We start from the raw sequence: 16,715 nt of genomic DNA on the forward strand, positions 1-16,715 counted from the left end.
GGTTTACTCCCCTTGGCCGCCAGAGGCTTTGTCAGCTACCTGGGCGGGGGCCGGGTTCTTTACGGCTACGTTGGTCGCTTCACTGGCCTTGACTTCGATGCCAGGTTTGACGAATTGCAGACCTTCGGTGATCAGGCGATCGCCGGCCTTCAGGCCGTCTTCGATCAGCCATTGGTTACCGACGGTGCGGTTGGCCTTGAGTTGACGCAGTTCGACCTTGTTGTCCGGGCCGACAACCAGTGCGGTCGGCGTACCTTTGAGGTCGCGGGTCACGCCTTGCTGCGGGGCCAGGATCGCCGCGCTGTTCACACCGGCCAGCAATTTGGCGTGCACGAACATGCCTGGCAGAAGGGTGTGGTCAGGGTTCGGGAAAATGGCGCGCAGGGTGACGGAGCCGGTGGTCTGGTCAACCGAGATTTCGGAGAACTCCAGCTTGCCGTCCAGCTTGTAGTCGCTGCCGTCTTCGAGGGTCAGCTTGACCGAGGCCGCATTGTCGCCGGCTTTCTGCAGGCGACCGCTTTCCAGCTCACGGCGCAGTTGCAGCAGCTCGACCGAGGACTGCGTCACGTCGACGTAGATCGGGTCGATTTGCTGAATCACCGCCATCGCATCGGCCTGGGCGTTGCTGACCAGTGCGCCTTCGGTCACCGAGGAACGGCCGATACGGCCGGTCAGCGGGGCGTTGACCTTGGTGTAGCGCACATTGATCTGCGCGGTTTGCAGCGCGGCTTCCGATTGCAGGCGGTTGGCTACTGCGGTGTCGTATTCCTGACGGCTTACGGCTTGTTCGTCGACCAATTGCTTGTAGCGGTCGGAAATCGACTTGGTCGAACGCAGGTTCGCTTCGGCGCTGGCGAGCGTTGCTTCATAGATCGATGGATCGATCTGATAGAGCTGCTGACCGGCCTTGACGTCGCTGCCCTCCTTGAACATGCGCTTGAGAATGATGCCGTTGACCTGAGGACGGACTTCGGCAATGCGGAATGCGCTGGTGCGGCCTGGCAGATCGGACGTCAGGGTGAAAGCTTGAGGTTGCAGAGTCACGACGCCGACCTGAGGCGGTGGGGCGGCCGGTGCTGCCTCTTCCTTTTTGCATCCGCTGAGCAGCGATGCCAGGGCGACGGCGGCGACCAGAGCGGTAACAGCTGGCTTGAATTGCATGAAAATCCTCGGGTCAGGCGCGCAAGGAGCGCACTAGAAAGGTGGAAGGTTGAAAAGTGTATGCCGAGTGGATAAGTAGCTTGCTAAGGAATATACTTACGTACATGGCTGTTTGTAAATACCCAGGCTGCGTATCAACACCGTTACACCAGCCGTTACACAAACCGTTGAAAGGTTGGAATTGTAGGCCGGGGACGAACCCCCAGAACGTTCGCCCCACTTTTATTCAGCTGATATTCAGACATCGCTGAAGCACCCTGATTGAGGTTGTACTGCCATGGTCCGTCGTACCAAAGAGGAAGCTCAGGAAACCCGCGCGCAAATTCTCGTGGCGGCCGAAAAGGCCTTTTTCGAGCGAGGCGTGGCGCGCACGACCCTGGCGGACATCGCGACCCTGGCCGGCGTCACTCGAGGGGCCATTTACTGGCATTTCAGCAACAAGGCGGATCTGGTGCAGGCCATGCTCGACACCTTGCATGAGCCACTGGAAGAAATGGCCAAGGCCAGCGAAAGCGAAGACGAACTCGATCCCCTGGGTTGCATGCGCAAACTGTTGATTCATTTGTTTCATCAAATTGCGCTGGACCCGAAAACCCGACGCATCAATGAGATTCTTTTTCATAAGTGCGAATTCACCGATGAAATGTGCGACCTGCGCCAACAACGCGTGTCGGCCAGCCTCGAATGCAATGTGCGGATCGGCTTGGCCCTGAGTAATGCCGTGAACCGCGGTCAGTTGCCGGAAAACCTCGACACCGCCCGCGCCGCGATCAGCTTGCATGCTTATATAGACGGCATCCTGTACCAGTGGTTGCTGGCCCCCGACAGTTTTCAATTGCACACCGAAGCCGAGCGTTGGGTTGATACCGGACTGGATATGCTGCGCTTGAGCCCCAGCCTGCGCAAATGAAACAAAATACGTAATTGGCTCCGCGTGTGTCAGCCGGGGGCTTTTTGTCACTCGATGCGCCGTAATGGGGTGCTTTTATATACGCACCCTCGTCGGGATGACAGGTAGCAAGCTCAGTATTTTGTAGGGAAATTGTGTCGAGTCTGTGAGAAATCCATATAGACCTTGTGGGAGCGGGCCCGCTCCCACAGTGGATAGTGTTAAACCGTCAAATATTAAAAAGCCCCGGCTCTTTCGAGTCGGGGCTTTTGCGTTACTACAGTTGCCGGTTACAGCGCCGGGTAGTCGATGTATCCGACCGGGCCCTTGGCGTAGAACAGTTCCGGACGCGCTTCGTTCAGCGGCGCGTCAGCCTGCAAGCGTGCCGGCAGGTCAGGGTTGGCAATGAAGGGTACGCCGAAGGCCACTGCATCGGCCTTGCCGCTGGCGAGCAATGCGTTGGCGCTGTCCTTGGTGAAGCGCTCGTTGGCAATGTAGGGGCCACCGAAGGCTTCCTTGAGTTGTGCGCCGAGGCTGTCGGCACCTTCTTTCTCGCGCGAGCAGATGAAGGCAATGCCACGCTTGCCCAGTTCGCTTGCGACGTAGGTGAAGGTTTCGGCCAGGTTGTCGTCGCCCATGTCATGCAAGTCGGCGCGTGGCGACAGGTGCACCCCCACGCGGCCGGCACCCCAGATTTCGATGGCGGCGTCAGTCACTTCCAGCAGCAGGCGCGCACGGTTTTCCAGGGAGCCGCCGTAGTTGTCGGTGCGCTGGTTGGTGCCGCTTTGCAGGAACTGGTCGAGCAGGTAACCGTTGGCGGCATGGATTTCCACACCATCGAAACCGGCGGCCTTGGCGTTCTCGGCTCCGACGCGGTAAGCGTCGACAATGTCGGCGATTTCAGCGATTTCCAGGGCGCGCGGGACAGGGAAGTCGGCCAACGGGCGAACCAGGCTGACGTGGCCCTTTGGCTGGATGGCGCTCGGCGCGACCGGGGCTTCACCGTTCAGGTACAAACCGTGGGAAATGCGGCCCACATGCCACAACTGCAGGAAGATCTTGCCACCCGCGCCATGGATAGCCTTGGTCACGTTGGACCAGCCGCGCACCTGATCGTTGGACCAGATGCCCGGGGTGTCCGGGTAGCCGACGCCCATCGGGGTAACCGACGTGGCTTCACTGAGGATCAGGCCGGCGGAAGCGCGCTGTACGTAGTACTCGGCCATCAGCGCGTTCGGCACGCGACCTTCGTCGGCGCGGCAGCGGGTCAGTGGCGCCATGATGATGCGGTTGGCCAACTCGAGGTCGCCCAGTTTGATCGGATCGAAAATAGTCGTCATTTAATGCAACCCTCGTGAGGTAATGGTCTGTCAGTTGGTAGCAGGGGCCAGATCGGGATTGCCGCTCTGACGGAAGGTAATCAGGGTGACCAGCAGGGCGAGTACCGCCAGGGCCGCTGCGGCGAGGGGGACGCTGGTCAGGCCGAAGCCGTGGGCGATCACGCTGCCGCCGACCCAGGCACCGAGTGCGTTGCCGATGTTGAAAGCGCCGATGTTCAGGGTCGACACCAGGTTCGGTGCGTCTTTGCCGAAGGTCACCACGTTCACCTGCAAGGCCGGTACGGCGGCAAAGCACGCGGTGGCCCAGAGGAACAGGGTGATTTCGGTCGGGATCAGCGCGACGCTGGTCCAGGTCAGCACGGTGGACACCACGGCCATGGTGATGAACACGCCGATCAGCGTGGCGGCCAGGCCTTTGTCGGCCATCTTGCCGCCGATGATGTTGCCGACCGTCAGGCCCAGGCCGATGAGCATCAGGGTCCAGGTCACGCCACGGGGCGAGACGCCGGTGACTTCGCCCAGCAGCGGCGCGACATAGGTGAACAGGGTGAACACCGAGGCGGCGAACAGTGCCGTCATGCTCAGGGACAGCCAGATGCCACCGCCCTTGAGCGCGGCCAGTTCGGCGCGCATGTCGAGTTTTTCTTCATCACGCTTGGCTGGCAGGAAGCGGATCAAGCCGATGAGCGCGATCACACCGATCACGGTCACGGCCCAGAAAGTCGAACGCCAGCCGGCTTCCTGACCGAGGGCAGTGCCCAGCGGTACGCCGAGGACGTTGGCCAGGGTCAGGCCGGTGAACATCAAGGCCACGGCCGAAGCGCGTTTGTTGGCAGGAACCAGGCCGGCAGCCACCACCGAACCGATACCGAAGAAGGCGCCATGACAAAGGGCCGTCACCACACGGGCAAACATCAGCACGTTGTAGTCACTGGCCACTGCACAGAGCAGGTTGCCGATAATGAAAATGCCCATCAACGCCACCAGCGCAGCCTTGCGCGGCAGCCTGGAGGTGGCCAGCGCCATGAACGGCGCGCCGATGGCCACGCCCAGGGCGTAACCGGTCACCAGCCAGCCGGCACCGGGAATCGACACACCGAGGTCAGCCGCCACGTTGGGCAGCAGGCCCATGATGACGAACTCGGTGGTGCCGATGGCGAAGGCGCTCAAGGCCAGGATGAGTAGCGAGAGGGGCATGGGGTAATTCCTTTTTTAAGCTGACTGACGTTAAGGGTCAGAGCTCTTTACTGAATGTTTTGAGGAATTCCTGGATGGTTTCCTCGTTGCGTTTGAAAAAGTGCCACTGGCCGACTTTGCGGCTGCTGATCAGGCCGGCGCGTTGCAGGGTCGCCAGGTGTGCGGACACCGTGGATTGCGACAGGCCGCAACGCTGATCGATCTGCCCGGCGCAAACGCCGTGTTCGTTACTGTGGGACTGGTCGGGAAATTCGACGGTCGGGTCCTTGAGCCAGTGCAGGATTTCTCGCCGGACTGGGTGTGCCAGGGCTTTTATTATTTCGTCGAGATTGATGGTCATGATGTGGGCTCGTGATGTTTAAAACGCTATATCGCGATGAGGCGAACTTTAAATCGGTATTTCGCGATATACAAATATGATTTGGCTCTGACCAGCTCACATTTCGATATATCGAGTTATAACGATATGTTGAGTGTAACAAGGCAATGGGGCAGTGCTAAGCTGCGCCCATGAACTATCTCGCACATCTTCACCTCGGTGGCCAGCGTCCTGGTCAATTGCTCGGCAGCCTGTATGGCGATTTCGTCAAGGGACGGCTGCAAGGGCAGTTCGCTCCGGAAATCGAGGGGGCTATCCAGTTGCACCGCAGCATCGACGTGTTCACCGATCGCCATCCGCTGGTGGATGTCGCGTTGTCGCGTTTTTCTCTGACCCGTCGTCGCTACGCGGGGATCGTGCTCGACGTGTTTTTCGACCATTGCCTGGCCCGGGACTGGGCGCTGTATGCCGACCGGCCCCTGGCGCTGTTCACCTCGGACGTTTACCGGGTGCTGTCCAGCGAACGGCAATTGCCGGGGCGGCTGGCGCAGATTGCACCGCACATGGTGGCCAATGACTGGTTGGGTTCTTATCGGGAGTTCGAAGTGCTGGAGCAGGTATTGCGCGGGATCTCGCGTCGCCTGACCCGGCCGGAGGAACTGGCAGCGGCGATGCAGGAGTTGCGGCGGTTGTATGAACCGTTGAGCGAGGACTTTCGGTTGTTCTATCCGCAGTTGCAGGATTTCGCCCGGAACTATCCAACGACATAAACCCCCTGTGGGAGCGGGCTTGCTCGCGAAGGCGGTGTGTCAGCCGACATAGATGCTTAATGACACACCGCTTTCGTCGGAACGCCGCCCGGAGCAAGCCCGCCCCCACAGGGGATATTCGTTCAGGCTGCGATAGCTGGGCGCATCGGGGCTTGCTGTTTTTCCGGGATCGCCCCGAACAACGCTTTCTGCACCGCCTGCTGCGCTTCGAACGCCAGTGCCGCGCGTTCCCGGCCCTGGCACTCGATTGGCTTGAGCAGATGAATCTCCACGCCGCCACGGTCACTGGCGAACAGACGCATCAGGTGCGAGAGCAGATCATCGTCGCCAATGAACGGTGCCAGCGCGCAAGGCTTACCATCACGCACGTAACGAATTGCCACCGGCTGCATCGCCACTTCGGAGTCGATGGCGGCGGACAGCAGGCGACCATGGAAGGTACGCAGCGAACGGCCATCAGTGGTGGTGCCTTCCGGGAACATCAGCAGTGGATAGGCTTGTTCCAGGTGGCGGGTCATCTGCTTGCGGATCAACTGGCTGTCACCCGAGCCACGGCGGATAAACAGGCTGCCGGCCTTGGCCGCCAACCAGCCGGCCACTGGCCAGGTGCGCACTTCGGCCTTGGACAGGAACGACAGCGGCGTGAGCATGCCCAGCAGCGGGATGTCGGTCCAGGACACGTGGTTGCTGACCCAGAGCATCGGTGCCTTCGGCAGCTCGCCGTGGACGGTCACGTCAAAGGGCAGGGCGTTGCTCAGGCGGGCCATGAAAAACCGCGACCAGCGCTGACGACGCGCCATCGAATGGGCCATGCCCAGGCGCTCGAATATTCCGAACACGCTGGCCATGCCCAGGCCCAGCGTCACCACCATCAGCACTCGCGCGATTCGCGCGTACACCCGTAACCGGCTCATTACACAGCCGCCTTGAAGTGTTTGGCGTAGCGCGGGCAGAGTTCGTCGCGCTTGAGCAGGATGAACACGTCGGCGACCTGGAAGTCTTCGTCCCAGCATGGCTCGCCGCAGATCTTCGCGCCCAGGCGCATGTAGGCCTTGAGCAGCGGTGGCATTTCGGCAATCACGTTCGACGGGATGTCCAGGCTTGGCAGCGGATTTTTCGGCTCGGCGCGCAGGTGTTCGGTGCACAGGTAACGTTCGCGCAGACGCTGCATGATCGCGTGGGCCTGCACGCCGCCATCCTGCATCGGAATGCTCGCGCAACCCATCAGGTAGCTATAACCGCCCTGGTTCAGGACTTCGGCCAGTTCACCCCAGAGCACGGCGATGGTGCCGCCGTTGCGGTAGGCCGGGTCGACGCAGGTGCGACCGATTTCCAGGATCGGGCCTTGCAGGTGCACCAGGCCGTGGAGGCTGAATTCTTCTTCGCTGTAAAACTTGCCCAGGCTGCTGGCAGCCGTGTGGTCGAGCAATCGGGTAGTCGCCACCAGACGCCCGGTGTTCAAGTCACGCACGCCGATGTGGGCGCAATGAACGTCGTAGTCATCCATGTCCAGACCCAGTTCAGCGCCCTTGAGTTTGGCGTTGAATTCGCCGCTGAACACGTTGAAGCGCAAGGCCTGGGCTTCCTGCAACGCCTCGGCGCCCAGCAGGCGTTCGGCTTGCAGGCGGCGTTCGTTGCCGGTGTCGCTGATGCGGGCGATCTGAGTCATGGCGAATCTCCGTGCGGGCTGCTCACCCGTCTTTGGGCTACAGCGAATCGACTTTCTTTGTCTAGCCGTGTTGTGCAAAGTCAGGCTATGTAGCCCCGGTGTCATCGCCATTAAGCTTTGGTGATGCTTATATGACAGCCCTCAAGGAGCCTCTTATGCCCTGGCAATCCCTGTTGAACCGCCGCGATCGCTTGCCCGCCAACCCGGATCTTGCCGAGGGTTTCGCGACCTTGTTGCAGCAGTTGGGAACGGTCACGCCGTTTGAACTGGCAGTGCTCGGCGGGCGGTTGATGGCGACACCGGGGCTGGCATTTCTGGTGGGGTATCAAGCGGCCTTGCGCATGCTCTGGCCGAGTGCGCCACTGAGCCTCGGCGCGTTGTGTGCCACCGAACGGCGCAGCCTGCGCCCGGCCGACATGCAAACCCGGCTGAGCGGTTTGCGTCTGAGCGGACGCAAGGATTTCGTCACCGCCGGGGATGCCGCCGACTGGCTGCTGGTGGCGGCGCGCAGCGAGGCGCCCGGCGCCGATCCGCGCTTGAGCCTGGCGGTGATCTATCGCGATGAACCGGGTGTGCGCGTGGAAAAACTGGCGCCGATTCCATTGATGCCGGACATCAGCCATGGCCGGTTGTTTCTCGATAACGCCCTGTGCGAGTTGCTCGCGGGGGATGGTTGGGATGCCTACGTCAAACCGTTCCGCACGCTGGAAGACATCTATGTAATGAGCGCCATGACGGCGTGGTTGTATGGCGTCGGCCAGGAATGCGATTGGCCGCAATCCTTGCAATTGCGTCTGCTGGGATTGTTGGCCGGGTGCGCGGAAAGCAGCCGTCAGCCACCGACCAGCCTGGCCGGACATGTGCTGCTTGGCGGGTTGTTTGCACAGTTCGAAGGGCTCAAGGCTGAAGTGAACGAGGCACTGGCTGGAGGGCCGGCGGAGTGGGAGGCGATGTGGCAGCGCGACCGAGCGGTGATGGAGTTGGCGGCGGGCGCGCGGGGCAAGCGGTTGGCCAGGGCGTTGGCGGAATCTGCGTTACCCTGACTGGCCTCATCGCGAGCAAGCTCGCTCCCACAGGGGATCTCAGGCGCACACAAAATCAAGCAGGGCACAGAACCTGTGGGAGCGGGCTTGCTCGCGAAGACGGACTGATTGGCAGCATGAGTTTCTGAACTGTCATCAACCTCGACTAGGCTCAGCAAGTTCAATCTCTGAGCCCCTGCCATGCCCAAAGGCTTGTCCCTGATTTTCATGCTGTTGCTCAGCTTCACGGCCCAGGCCGAATATTGGCCTGCCGAGCAATGGCCGACCGCCCCGACGCCGACCGGCCCGGCGCTTCAAGCCCTGGAGGCCTACGCCTTCCCATCCCGCGATGACACCACACGCCAGGGCATTCGCACCGATGCCTTGCTGGTGATCCGCGACGGCCAGTTGCTCTACGAGCGCTACGCCGGTCCGACGAAGGCCGAGACGCCGCACCTGACCTGGTCGATCAGCAAGAGCCTGATGGCCACGGTCCTCGGTGTGGCCTATGGCGAAGGCTTGTTCAAGCTCGACGACCCGGTGGCGAAGTTTTATCCGCCCCTGCAAAAACACCCCGACATGACCATGGCCGACCTGCTGCACTGGGCCTCGGGCCTGGATTGGCAGGAGGACTATGAATACGCACCGCTGAAGTCTTCGGTGGTGGCCATGCTCTACACCCGCGGTCACCACGACATGGCCGCGTTCACCGCAGCCCATGCTGCGTACACGGCGCCGGGCCAGGCATTTCGCTACTCCAGCGGTGACAGCAATCTGTTGTCCGCCGCGCTGAAAACCATCGTCGGCCCCAGCCGCTATCCCGACTACCCGTGGACTGCATTGTTCGAACCGCTGGGCATTCGCCACGCGGTCTGGGAAACCGATGCCACGGGCACCTTCGTCGCTTCGTCCTATGCCTACCTCACTGCACGGGATCTGGCCCGGGTCGGTCTGTTGATGGATCGCGAGGGCCGCTGGGGAGACAAGCAACTGCTGCCCAGGGACTGGGTGGCGTTCAACCGCGAGCCGTTCGCTCACTATCACGCCCATCAAGACGATACCGTCCCCGGCGGCCAATGGTGGCTCAATAGAGCCGTTGAAGGCGCGGCGCGACCCTGGCCCGATGCCCCCGCCGATACCTTCGCGGCGCTGGGCCATTGGGGGCAGGCGTTGTATGTGATCCCCAGTGAACACCTGGTGATCGTCCGCTACGGCGATGACCGCGACGGCAGTTACCGGCACAACCAATTGCTCAAGCTCGCGCTCAACGCCGTTGCCGGGAAGGTGCAGCCGTGACCGGTTTCATTCGCCGTCGACCGATCGCTTCCCTGTTGCTGATCCTGCTGATCGCCTTGCTCGGCTGGATCTGGCACGAACGGGTGGCGCTATGGGCGTTCCCCAACATCATCAGCGCATACACGGCCAAGGAATACTGTTCGTGTCGCTACGTGATGAACAACGACGCCGAGTACTGCCACCGTTATGTGAAACAGTGGCTGCCTGCCAGCAGCTTTACCGATGAACCGGCCGGCAAGCGTGTCGCGGTCAGCGGCATGGGCCGCAGCAACAGCGCCGTGTGGATCGGCGAGCGCCAGGGCTGCCGCTTGCAACCCTGACGGCGCTGAAGTCTTGAGGTGGGGCGACAGCTCCCTCGCCACAAAAGCGGGTTTGGAGCAGCAGACGGCTTGCAATGCGCTGAAGGCCGGTTAAGGTTCAGCACAGGTTTATCTGCCCCACGAGTCTTTATGTTGATGCGCTCCACCCTCCAACCCCTCGCTTTCCTACTGCTGGCAGGCGCCGCTTTATCGGCCCGTGCCGATTGGTACCTCGATGGCGAGTCTTCGCGCCTGTCGTTTGTCAGTACCAAAAACGCCAATGTCTCTGAAGTGCAGCGCTTTCTGGTGCTGCACGGCAAGGTCGATCCCGAGGGGCTGGCGCAGGTGGAGGTCGAGCTGGAGTCGATCAATAGCGGCGTTCCGTTGCGCGATGAGCGCATGCGCAAGGCGCTGTTCCAGATCGACCGGTTTCCCGAGGCCTTGATCACCACGAAAATCGATCTGCGCCCGATCAACGACCTCGCTCCCGGCGCACAGCTGGAGTTGCGCCTGCCGCTGACGGTCGACCTGCATGGCAAACAACACGAGTACCAGGCCCAACTGCTGGCGACCCGTCTGGATGACCGGCGCTTTCAGGTGGTGACCCTCGAACCGCTGGTGATCAACGCCGAAGATTTCGATTTGGTTCCCGGCCTGGAAGCATTGCGCAAAATGGCCGACCTGTCGGCGATCAGCCTGTCGGTACCGGTGGGTGCGGTACTGATTTTCACGGCGCGCTGACATGGCCGGTGCGATTTTTCCCTGGCGCGAAGGCAACCATTTCGAACTGCTGGTCGACGGCCCACAATTTTTTCCGCGCATGCTGGTGGCGATTGCCCGGGCGGAAGAACAAGTCGAGCTGGAGCTGTATCTGGTGGAGGCGGGCGCCTGCGCCGAAGCCATGGTTCAAGCCTTGGTGCAGGCCGCCGAACGCGGTGTACGGGTGCGCTGTCTGTTCGATGATTACGGCAGCCTCGCCTTTACCCTGGCCTTGCGTCAGCGACTGATGTCCGCCGGTGTGGAGCTGCGCTTTTACAATCGCCTGAGCTGGCGACGTTGGGTCGGCAACTTTTACCGCGATCACCGCAAGCTGCTGCTGGTGGACCAGAGCCTGGCCGTGGTTGGCGGCACAGGTGTCACAGATGAGTTCTGGACGCCGGGCGAAGACGTCAGCGAATGGCACGAAGTGATGGTGGAAATCACTGGCCCGCTGGTACTCGACTGGCAGCTGCTGTTCGATCGGCAGTGGATTGCCAACCGCCATCGACGCGCCTGGCGACCGGCCTCGCATTTCGGCTTGCCGCGGTTACCCCGCGTGCCTTCCCAGGGCGAGGGCATGGGCCGGGTGGCGTATGCCGACGCCCGTCAACACCGGGACATTCTGCAATCGCTGGTGCGCGCCCTGAACAGCGGCCATCGACGGATCTGGCTGGCCACGCCGTACTTTTTGCCGACCTGGAAAGTCCGCCGTTCCCTGCGCCGGGCGGCTGCCCGGGGCGTCGATGTGCGCTTGCTGCTGACCGGCCCGCGTACCGATCACCCGTCCGTGCGTTATGCCGGCCATCGCTATTACCCGCGACTGCTCAGGGCCGGAGTGAAGATCTACGAATACCAGCCGTGTTTCCTGCACCTGAAAATGGTCCTGATCGATGACTGGGTGAGCATCGGTTCGTGCAACTTCGATCACTGGAATCTGCGCTTCAACCTGGAAGCCAACCTGGAAGCACTGGACCCCGGATTGACCCGAGCGGTAGCCGCGAGCTTCGAGCACGACTTCGCCTTGAGCCAGCAAGTCAGCCTGGAAGAATGGAAGCGGCGGCCACTGTGGCGGCGAGTCAAGCAGCGGGTGTGGGGATGGGTGGATCGGGTGGTGGTGAATCTGCTGGATCGGAGGGGCTAGTGCCCGATTTCCGTAAACACTGAGATCCAATGTGGGAGCGGGCTTGCTCGCGAAGACGGAGTGTCAGACAACGAAGATGTCGACTGACAGACCGCTTTCGCGAGCAAGCCCGCTCCCACATTTGTTTTGTGTTGCTTCAGGGATTACAGCAACTCAAAACTCTGCTGCGTCACGTCCGCTGAATCCAGGCCGATCTGCACATTGAACTTGCCCGGCTCTGCCGCGTACTTGAGCTGGGTGTTGTAGAACTTCAGGTCGTCCTCGGTGATGGTGAAGTGCACGACCTTCTGTTCGCCGGCCTTGATCATCACTTTCTGGAAGTTCTTCAGTTCCTTGATCGGGCGGATCATCGAGCCTGCCACGTCCTGGATGTACAACTGCACCACGGTTTCGCCATCGCGCTTGCCGGTGTTTTTCACCGTGACACTGGCGTCGAGCTTGCCGGTCTTGTTCAGGGTGGTCGACGACAGCGCCATGTCGCTCAGGCTGAAGTCGGTGTAGCTAAGGCCATAGCCGAACGGGTACAGGGGGCCGGTGGTGTCATCGAAATACTGCGAGGTGTAGTTGCCCGGTTTGCCCGGGGTGAACGGCCGGCCAATGGTCAGGTGGTTGTAGTAGGTCGGAATCTGGCCCACCGAACGCGGGATGCTGATCGGCAGTTTGCCCGACGGGTTGTAGTCGCCGAACAGCACGTCGGCGATGGCGTTGCCGCCCTCGGTGCCGGTGAACCAGGTTTCCAGGATCGCGTCAGCCTGTTCTTTCTCTTCGAGAATCGTCAGCGGGCGGCCGTTCATCAACACCAGCACCAGCGGTTTGCCGGTGGCTTTCAGGGCACGGATCAGCTCGCGCTGGTTTTCCGGGATGTTCAGGTCGGTACGGCTCGACGATTCGTGGGACATGCCACGGGATTCGCCGACGGCGGCGACAACGACGTCAGCCTCCTTGGCCGCTTTCACCGCTTCGTCGATCAGCACGTTCGCCGGACGCGGGTCATCCACCACTTCCGGGGCGTCGAAGTTGAGGAAGTTCAGGTAGCCGAGGATTTTCGGGTCGCTGGTGATGTTGGCGCCACGGGCGTAGATCAGTGTCGACTTGTCGCCCAAGGCGTTGGTCATGCCGTCGAACAGGGTCACCGATTGCGCCGGCTTACCAGCGGCGGCCCAGCTGCCCATCATGTCGATTGGCGCCTTGGCCAGCGGACCGACCAGCGCGATTTTCGCGGTTTTCTTCAGCGGCAGGGTTTCGTTCTGGTTCTTCAACAGTACCTGGCTGCGGCGCGCCACATCACGGGCCTCGGCGCGGTGCAGGCGGCTGTCGGCGTAGGTGTCGACCGGGTCATCCTCGGCCTTGCCGATGCGCAGGTACGGGTCCTTGAACAGGCCCATGTCGTACTTGGCGTCCAGTACCGCACGCACGGCGTTATCGATATCGCTCTGCTGGATCTCGCCGGACTTCAGCAGCCCTGGCAGCTCTTTGCCGTACAGGGTGTCGTTCATGCTCATATGGATGCCGGCCTTGATCGCCAGCTTCGCCGCTTCGCGACCGTCGGCGGCAACGCCGTGCTTGATCAGCTCGAAAATCGCTCCGTGGTCGCTGACAGCCAGGCCCTTGAAGCCCCACTCCTTGCGCAACAGGTCGTTCATCAGCCAGGTGTTGGCCGTGGCCGGCACGCCGTTGATCGAGTTCAGCGCGACCATGACCCCGCCAGCGCCGGCATCGATGGCGGCGCGGTACGGCGGCAGGTAGTCCTGGTACATCTTGACCGGGCTCATGTCGACCACGTTGTAGTCGCGACCGCCCTCGACCGCGCCGTACAGGGCGAAGTGCTTGACGCTGGCCATGATGCTGTCGGCGGCGTTGGCGCCGGTGCCCTGGAACGCCTTGACCATCACGCCGGCAATGCGCGACACCAGGTAGGTGTCTTCGCCGAAGCCTTCGGAAGTACGGCCCCAGCGCGGGTCGCGGGAGATGTCGACCATCGGCGCGAAGGTGATGTCGAGGCTGTCAGCCGCGGCTTCCTTGGCGGCGATGCGCCCGGACAGGCCAATGGCGTCCATGTCCCAGCTCGAGGCCAGGGCCAGCGGGATCGGGAAAATGGTGCGGTGGCCGTGGATCACGTCGTAGGCGAAGAACATCGGGATCTTCAGGCGGCTGCGCATGGCCGCGTCCTGCATCGGCCGGTTTTCCGGGCGGGTAATGGAATTGAACGTACCGCCGATGTTGCCTGCCGCGATTTCCTTGCGGATCATTTCGCGCGGCATTTCCGGGCCGATGCTGATCAGGCGCAGTTGGCCGATTTTTTCATCGAGGGTCATTTGCTTCATCAGGTTGCTGACGAAGGCTTCCTTGTTCTCCAGGGGTGCGGGCGTCGTGGCGGCCAATACGTTATGACTGGCCAGGCTGACGAACAGGCCCAGCAAACACAGCTTCTTCATGAATAGTTTTCTCTAGGGCCCAAACGGCGATGTACACGCCGGCCAGCCAAAATTTAGGGAGCGTCTATTGTTGTTCGGGTGCCGGCTCAACAAACCAGAGCCAAAAACGACAGCCAGAGGGCGGATGCGTTTTTGTGCAGGGCCTCTTTTTAGCCCATCGGCCCGTTGCAATCCAGAGGCGCGGGCGATTATGCCCCAAGACCCGGCTCAGAAGGTTTCACGGTCGGTTTTTTCATGAAATGTACAAGGGAGCGTCATTGTGATGAATGTAAGTCCAACCTACCGTTCGCGTTTGCAGGTCGTCACGCTGCTGGTGCTGGCCACGTTGCTGACCGCCTGTGGCATCAACAATATTCCGACCCTCGACGAACAGGCCAAGGCCGCCTGGGGCCAGGTGCAGAACCAGTATCAGCGGCGCGCCGACCTGATTCCCAACCTGGTGGAAACCGTCAAGGGCTATGCCAGGCATGAAGAAGAGACACTGACGGCGGTCATTGAGGCCAGGGCCAAGGCCACGTCGATCCAGGTGGATGCCTCGACCCTCGACAACCCGGAAAAACTCAAGCAGTACCAGCAAGCCCAGGATCAACTGAGTGGCGCCTTGAGCCGTTTGATGGTGGTTTCCGAGCGTTATCCGGACCTGAAGGCCAACCAGAACTTCCTCGCCTTGCAATCGCAGCTTGAAGGCACCGAGAACCGGATCAGTGTGGCCCGGCGTGATTTCATCCTCGCGGTGCAGAAGTACAACACCGAGATCCGCACGTTCCCTGGACGCCTGTGGCACAGCGTGATGTACAGCAATCTACCGGTTCGCGAGACCTTCGAAGCCACACCGGGGGCGGAAAAGGCCCCCGAGGTCAAATTCTGAAAAGCGCTGATCGGCGTCACCACGCAAGAGGTTGCCAATGCGCGTCCTGAAAACAGGCCTGTTGCTGTTGTTGTGGGTGGTGACGATCACGGCCCGGGCCGAGCTGAGCTTCCCGGCGCTGACGGGGCGGGTGGTCGACAACGCGCAGATGATCGAGCCATCTGTGCGCGAGCAACTTGCCCGGCAACTCCAGGCCCATGAGCAAGCCACCGGCGAACAGCTTGTGGTAGTGACTTTGGCGGATTTGCAAGGCGCCGACATCGCCGACTTCGGTTACCAACTGGGTCGCCACTGGGGTATCGGGCAGAAGGACAAGAACAATGGTGCCTTGCTGATCGTCGCCCGCAACGAGCGCAAACTTCGCATCGAAGTCGGCTACGGCCTGGAGGACCGACTGACGGACGCCCAGAGTTCGGTGATCATCAACCGGGTCATCACCCCGGCGTTCAAGGCCGGCAACTTCAGCAAGGGCATCAGTGACGGCGTGGCGGCGATGCTGGTGGTGCTGGGCGGCAACCCCTTGGACGAACCCTCCACGGCGTATGAATCCAGAGGCGATCCTGGGGACGATTTTGTCTCGCGGCATCCCGGGTTGTTCGTGTTTTTGGTGATGTTGTTCATCCTGACTGTTTTTGTGTGCCAGATGCTCGGTATCCTTCCCGCCGGCCGGGGCGGCTCCGGTGGATCCGGGGGCGGTTTTGGCGGTGGTGGATTTGGCGGCGGCGGTGGAGGGGGAGGCTTCAGCGGCGGCGGGGGCAGTTTCGGCGGGGGTGGTTCGTCCGGCGGCTGGTGATAATAAAAACGAGCAGGCAATTCACGACATGGCACTACTGACTGAACACGAACAACGCAAGGTCGCCGAGGCAATTGCCCGGGTCGAGCGCGATACCGATGCAGAGCTGGTGACCGTGCTCGCGGCCCGCGCCGACGACTATGCGTACATCCCGTTGCTGTGGGCCAGTCTGCTGGCGCTGCTGGTGCCGGGCATCGTGCACTACCTCACTGGTTGGCTGACCATGCACAGCCTGCTGATGGTGCAATGGGCCATCTTCATCATCCTGTGCCTGGTGTTCCGCCTGCCGAAAGTCACCACCCGTCTGATCCCGCGCTCGGTGCGCCACTGGCGCGCCTCGAACCTGGCGCGCCGGCAGTTTCTGGAGCAGAACCTGCACCACACCGAAGGCCGCACCGGCGTGCTGATTTTCGTTTCCGAGGCCGAGCGTTATGTGGAAATCCTGGTGGATGAAGGGATATCCAGTCGCCTGGACAACAAGAACTGGGACGCCATCGTCGCCACGTTCACCCAGCAGGTGAAGCAGGGGCAGACGCTGCAAGGGTTTGTCAGTTGCATCGAAGCCTGCGGCGAGCTGCTCAAGGTGCATGTGCCAGTGACCCACGTGCGCAATGAGTTGCCGAACCGGTTGGTGGTGCTTGGCTAGGTCCTGGCATGGCGTTGTGTAGCGCTCGCCGCTACAACTCCCGTCAATTGTCCGGGGTCGGCCTTGTCGTCAGTATTTCTCTCTGACAGTGGACGCCCAGTGACGGGTGTT

The 16,715-nt window shown here is 61.5% G+C and carries 17 protein-coding genes; 10 read left to right on the forward strand and 7 right to left on the reverse strand.

The window, feature by feature from the left end; translation table 11 throughout:
* Positions 1 to 3: 3 nt before the first annotated feature.
* A complete protein-coding gene (locus AC06G5_RS06170; protein ID WP_413428482.1) occupies positions 4 to 1,161 on the reverse strand; it encodes an efflux RND transporter periplasmic adaptor subunit in 1,158 nt (385 codons plus the stop codon).
* A 277-nt stretch (positions 1,162 to 1,438) separates the two neighbouring features.
* Here AC06G5_RS06170 and emhR point away from each other — a divergent pair, with 277 nt between their 5' ends.
* Positions 1,439 to 2,071 carry an efflux system transcriptional repressor EmhR gene (gene emhR / locus AC06G5_RS06175; RefSeq protein WP_413428483.1) on the forward strand — a complete coding sequence of 211 codons (633 nt, stop codon included), beginning with the start codon at positions 1,439 to 1,441 and terminating at the stop codon, positions 2,069 to 2,071.
* Between the two features lie 269 nt (positions 2,072 to 2,340).
* Here emhR and AC06G5_RS06180 read toward each other — a convergent pair whose 3' ends face one another.
* From AC06G5_RS06180 to AC06G5_RS06190, 3 genes are read right to left on the reverse strand one after another with little or no spacing between them, the layout of a single operon-like run.
* Entirely contained in the window at positions 2,341 to 3,390 is a 1,050-nt protein-coding gene (locus AC06G5_RS06180; RefSeq protein WP_480459092.1) for an alkene reductase, read from the reverse strand.
* A gap of 30 nt (positions 3,391 to 3,420) precedes the next feature.
* The gene (locus AC06G5_RS06185) at positions 3,421 to 4,587 is read right to left on the reverse strand and encodes an MFS transporter (protein ID WP_413428486.1); all 1,167 of its coding nucleotides are present in this window, start codon (positions 4,585 to 4,587) and stop codon (positions 3,421 to 3,423) included.
* Positions 4,588 to 4,624: 37 nt separating this feature from the next.
* Entirely contained in the window at positions 4,625 to 4,927 is a 303-nt protein-coding gene (locus AC06G5_RS06190; RefSeq protein ID WP_007983055.1) for an ArsR/SmtB family transcription factor, read from the reverse strand.
* A gap of 170 nt (positions 4,928 to 5,097) precedes the next feature.
* On the opposite strand from AC06G5_RS06190, the gene AC06G5_RS06195 reads away from it, so the two are divergent.
* Positions 5,098 to 5,676, forward strand: a complete 579-nt coding sequence (locus tag AC06G5_RS06195; protein WP_008019442.1) for an acyl carrier protein phosphodiesterase — start codon at positions 5,098 to 5,100, stop codon at positions 5,674 to 5,676.
* 122 nt (positions 5,677 to 5,798) lie between these two features.
* Here the strand turns inward: AC06G5_RS06195 and AC06G5_RS06200 are convergent, their stop codons facing one another.
* Both AC06G5_RS06200 and olsB read right to left on the reverse strand, forming a co-directional pair.
* Positions 5,799 to 6,590, reverse strand: a complete 792-nt coding sequence (locus AC06G5_RS06200; RefSeq protein WP_413428488.1) for a lysophospholipid acyltransferase family protein — start codon at positions 6,588 to 6,590, stop codon at positions 5,799 to 5,801.
* Positions 6,590 to 7,345, reverse strand: a complete 756-nt coding sequence (gene olsB / locus AC06G5_RS06205; RefSeq protein WP_057716074.1) for an L-ornithine N(alpha)-acyltransferase — start codon at positions 7,343 to 7,345, stop codon at positions 6,590 to 6,592. The genes AC06G5_RS06200 and olsB overlap by 1 nt, the downstream gene beginning before the upstream one ends.
* A gap of 155 nt (positions 7,346 to 7,500) precedes the next feature.
* Between olsB and AC06G5_RS06210 the strand changes: the two genes are divergently transcribed.
* The 5 genes from AC06G5_RS06210 to AC06G5_RS06230 all read left to right on the forward strand — a co-directional run bounded on the left by AC06G5_RS06210 (position 7,501) and on the right by AC06G5_RS06230 (position 11,862).
* Positions 7,501 to 8,388 (forward strand): acyl-CoA dehydrogenase middle domain-containing protein, encoded by an 888-nt coding sequence (locus AC06G5_RS06210; RefSeq protein WP_480459094.1) that lies wholly within the window; start codon positions 7,501 to 7,503, stop codon positions 8,386 to 8,388.
* 180 nt (positions 8,389 to 8,568) lie between these two features.
* The gene (locus AC06G5_RS06215) at positions 8,569 to 9,663 is read left to right on the forward strand and encodes a serine hydrolase domain-containing protein (RefSeq protein WP_480459095.1); all 1,095 of its coding nucleotides are present in this window, start codon (positions 8,569 to 8,571) and stop codon (positions 9,661 to 9,663) included.
* Entirely contained in the window at positions 9,660 to 9,983 is a 324-nt protein-coding gene (locus AC06G5_RS06220; RefSeq protein WP_413428720.1) for an amidase, read from the forward strand. Before AC06G5_RS06215 ends, AC06G5_RS06220 begins: the two co-directional genes overlap by 4 nt.
* A 129-nt stretch (positions 9,984 to 10,112) precedes the next feature.
* Entirely contained in the window at positions 10,113 to 10,703 is a 591-nt protein-coding gene (locus AC06G5_RS06225) for a YceI family protein (RefSeq protein ID WP_413428719.1), read from the forward strand.
* A 1-nt stretch (position 10,704) separates the two neighbouring features.
* Positions 10,705 to 11,862 carry a phospholipase D-like domain-containing protein gene (locus AC06G5_RS06230; RefSeq protein WP_413428718.1) on the forward strand — a complete coding sequence of 386 codons (1,158 nt, stop codon included), beginning with the start codon at positions 10,705 to 10,707 and terminating at the stop codon, positions 11,860 to 11,862.
* 143 nt (positions 11,863 to 12,005) lie between these two features.
* Here the strand turns inward: AC06G5_RS06230 and bglX are convergent, their stop codons facing one another.
* Entirely contained in the window at positions 12,006 to 14,297 is a 2,292-nt protein-coding gene (bglX, locus tag AC06G5_RS06235) for a beta-glucosidase BglX (protein WP_413428717.1), read from the reverse strand.
* 262 nt (positions 14,298 to 14,559) lie between these two features.
* Here bglX and AC06G5_RS06240 point away from each other — a divergent pair, with 262 nt between their 5' ends.
* Genes AC06G5_RS06240 through AC06G5_RS06250 form a run of 3 tightly spaced genes read left to right on the forward strand, consistent with a single transcriptional unit; the run spans position 14,560 to position 16,604 of the window.
* The gene (locus AC06G5_RS06240) at positions 14,560 to 15,165 is read left to right on the forward strand and encodes a LemA family protein (RefSeq protein WP_008019429.1); all 606 of its coding nucleotides are present in this window, start codon (positions 14,560 to 14,562) and stop codon (positions 15,163 to 15,165) included.
* 37 nt (positions 15,166 to 15,202) lie between these two features.
* On the forward strand, positions 15,203 to 15,958 hold the full coding sequence (locus AC06G5_RS06245) for a TPM domain-containing protein (protein WP_480459096.1): 756 nt from the start codon (positions 15,203 to 15,205) through the stop codon (positions 15,956 to 15,958).
* Positions 15,959 to 15,986: 28 nt separating this feature from the next.
* Positions 15,987 to 16,604: a TPM domain-containing protein gene (locus AC06G5_RS06250; RefSeq protein WP_413428466.1), complete on the forward strand. Its 618-nt coding sequence runs from the start codon at positions 15,987 to 15,989 to the stop codon at positions 16,602 to 16,604.
* Positions 16,605 to 16,715 lie beyond the last annotated feature (111 nt).

The organism is Pseudomonas sp. WT-JTC (assembly GCF_056711565.1).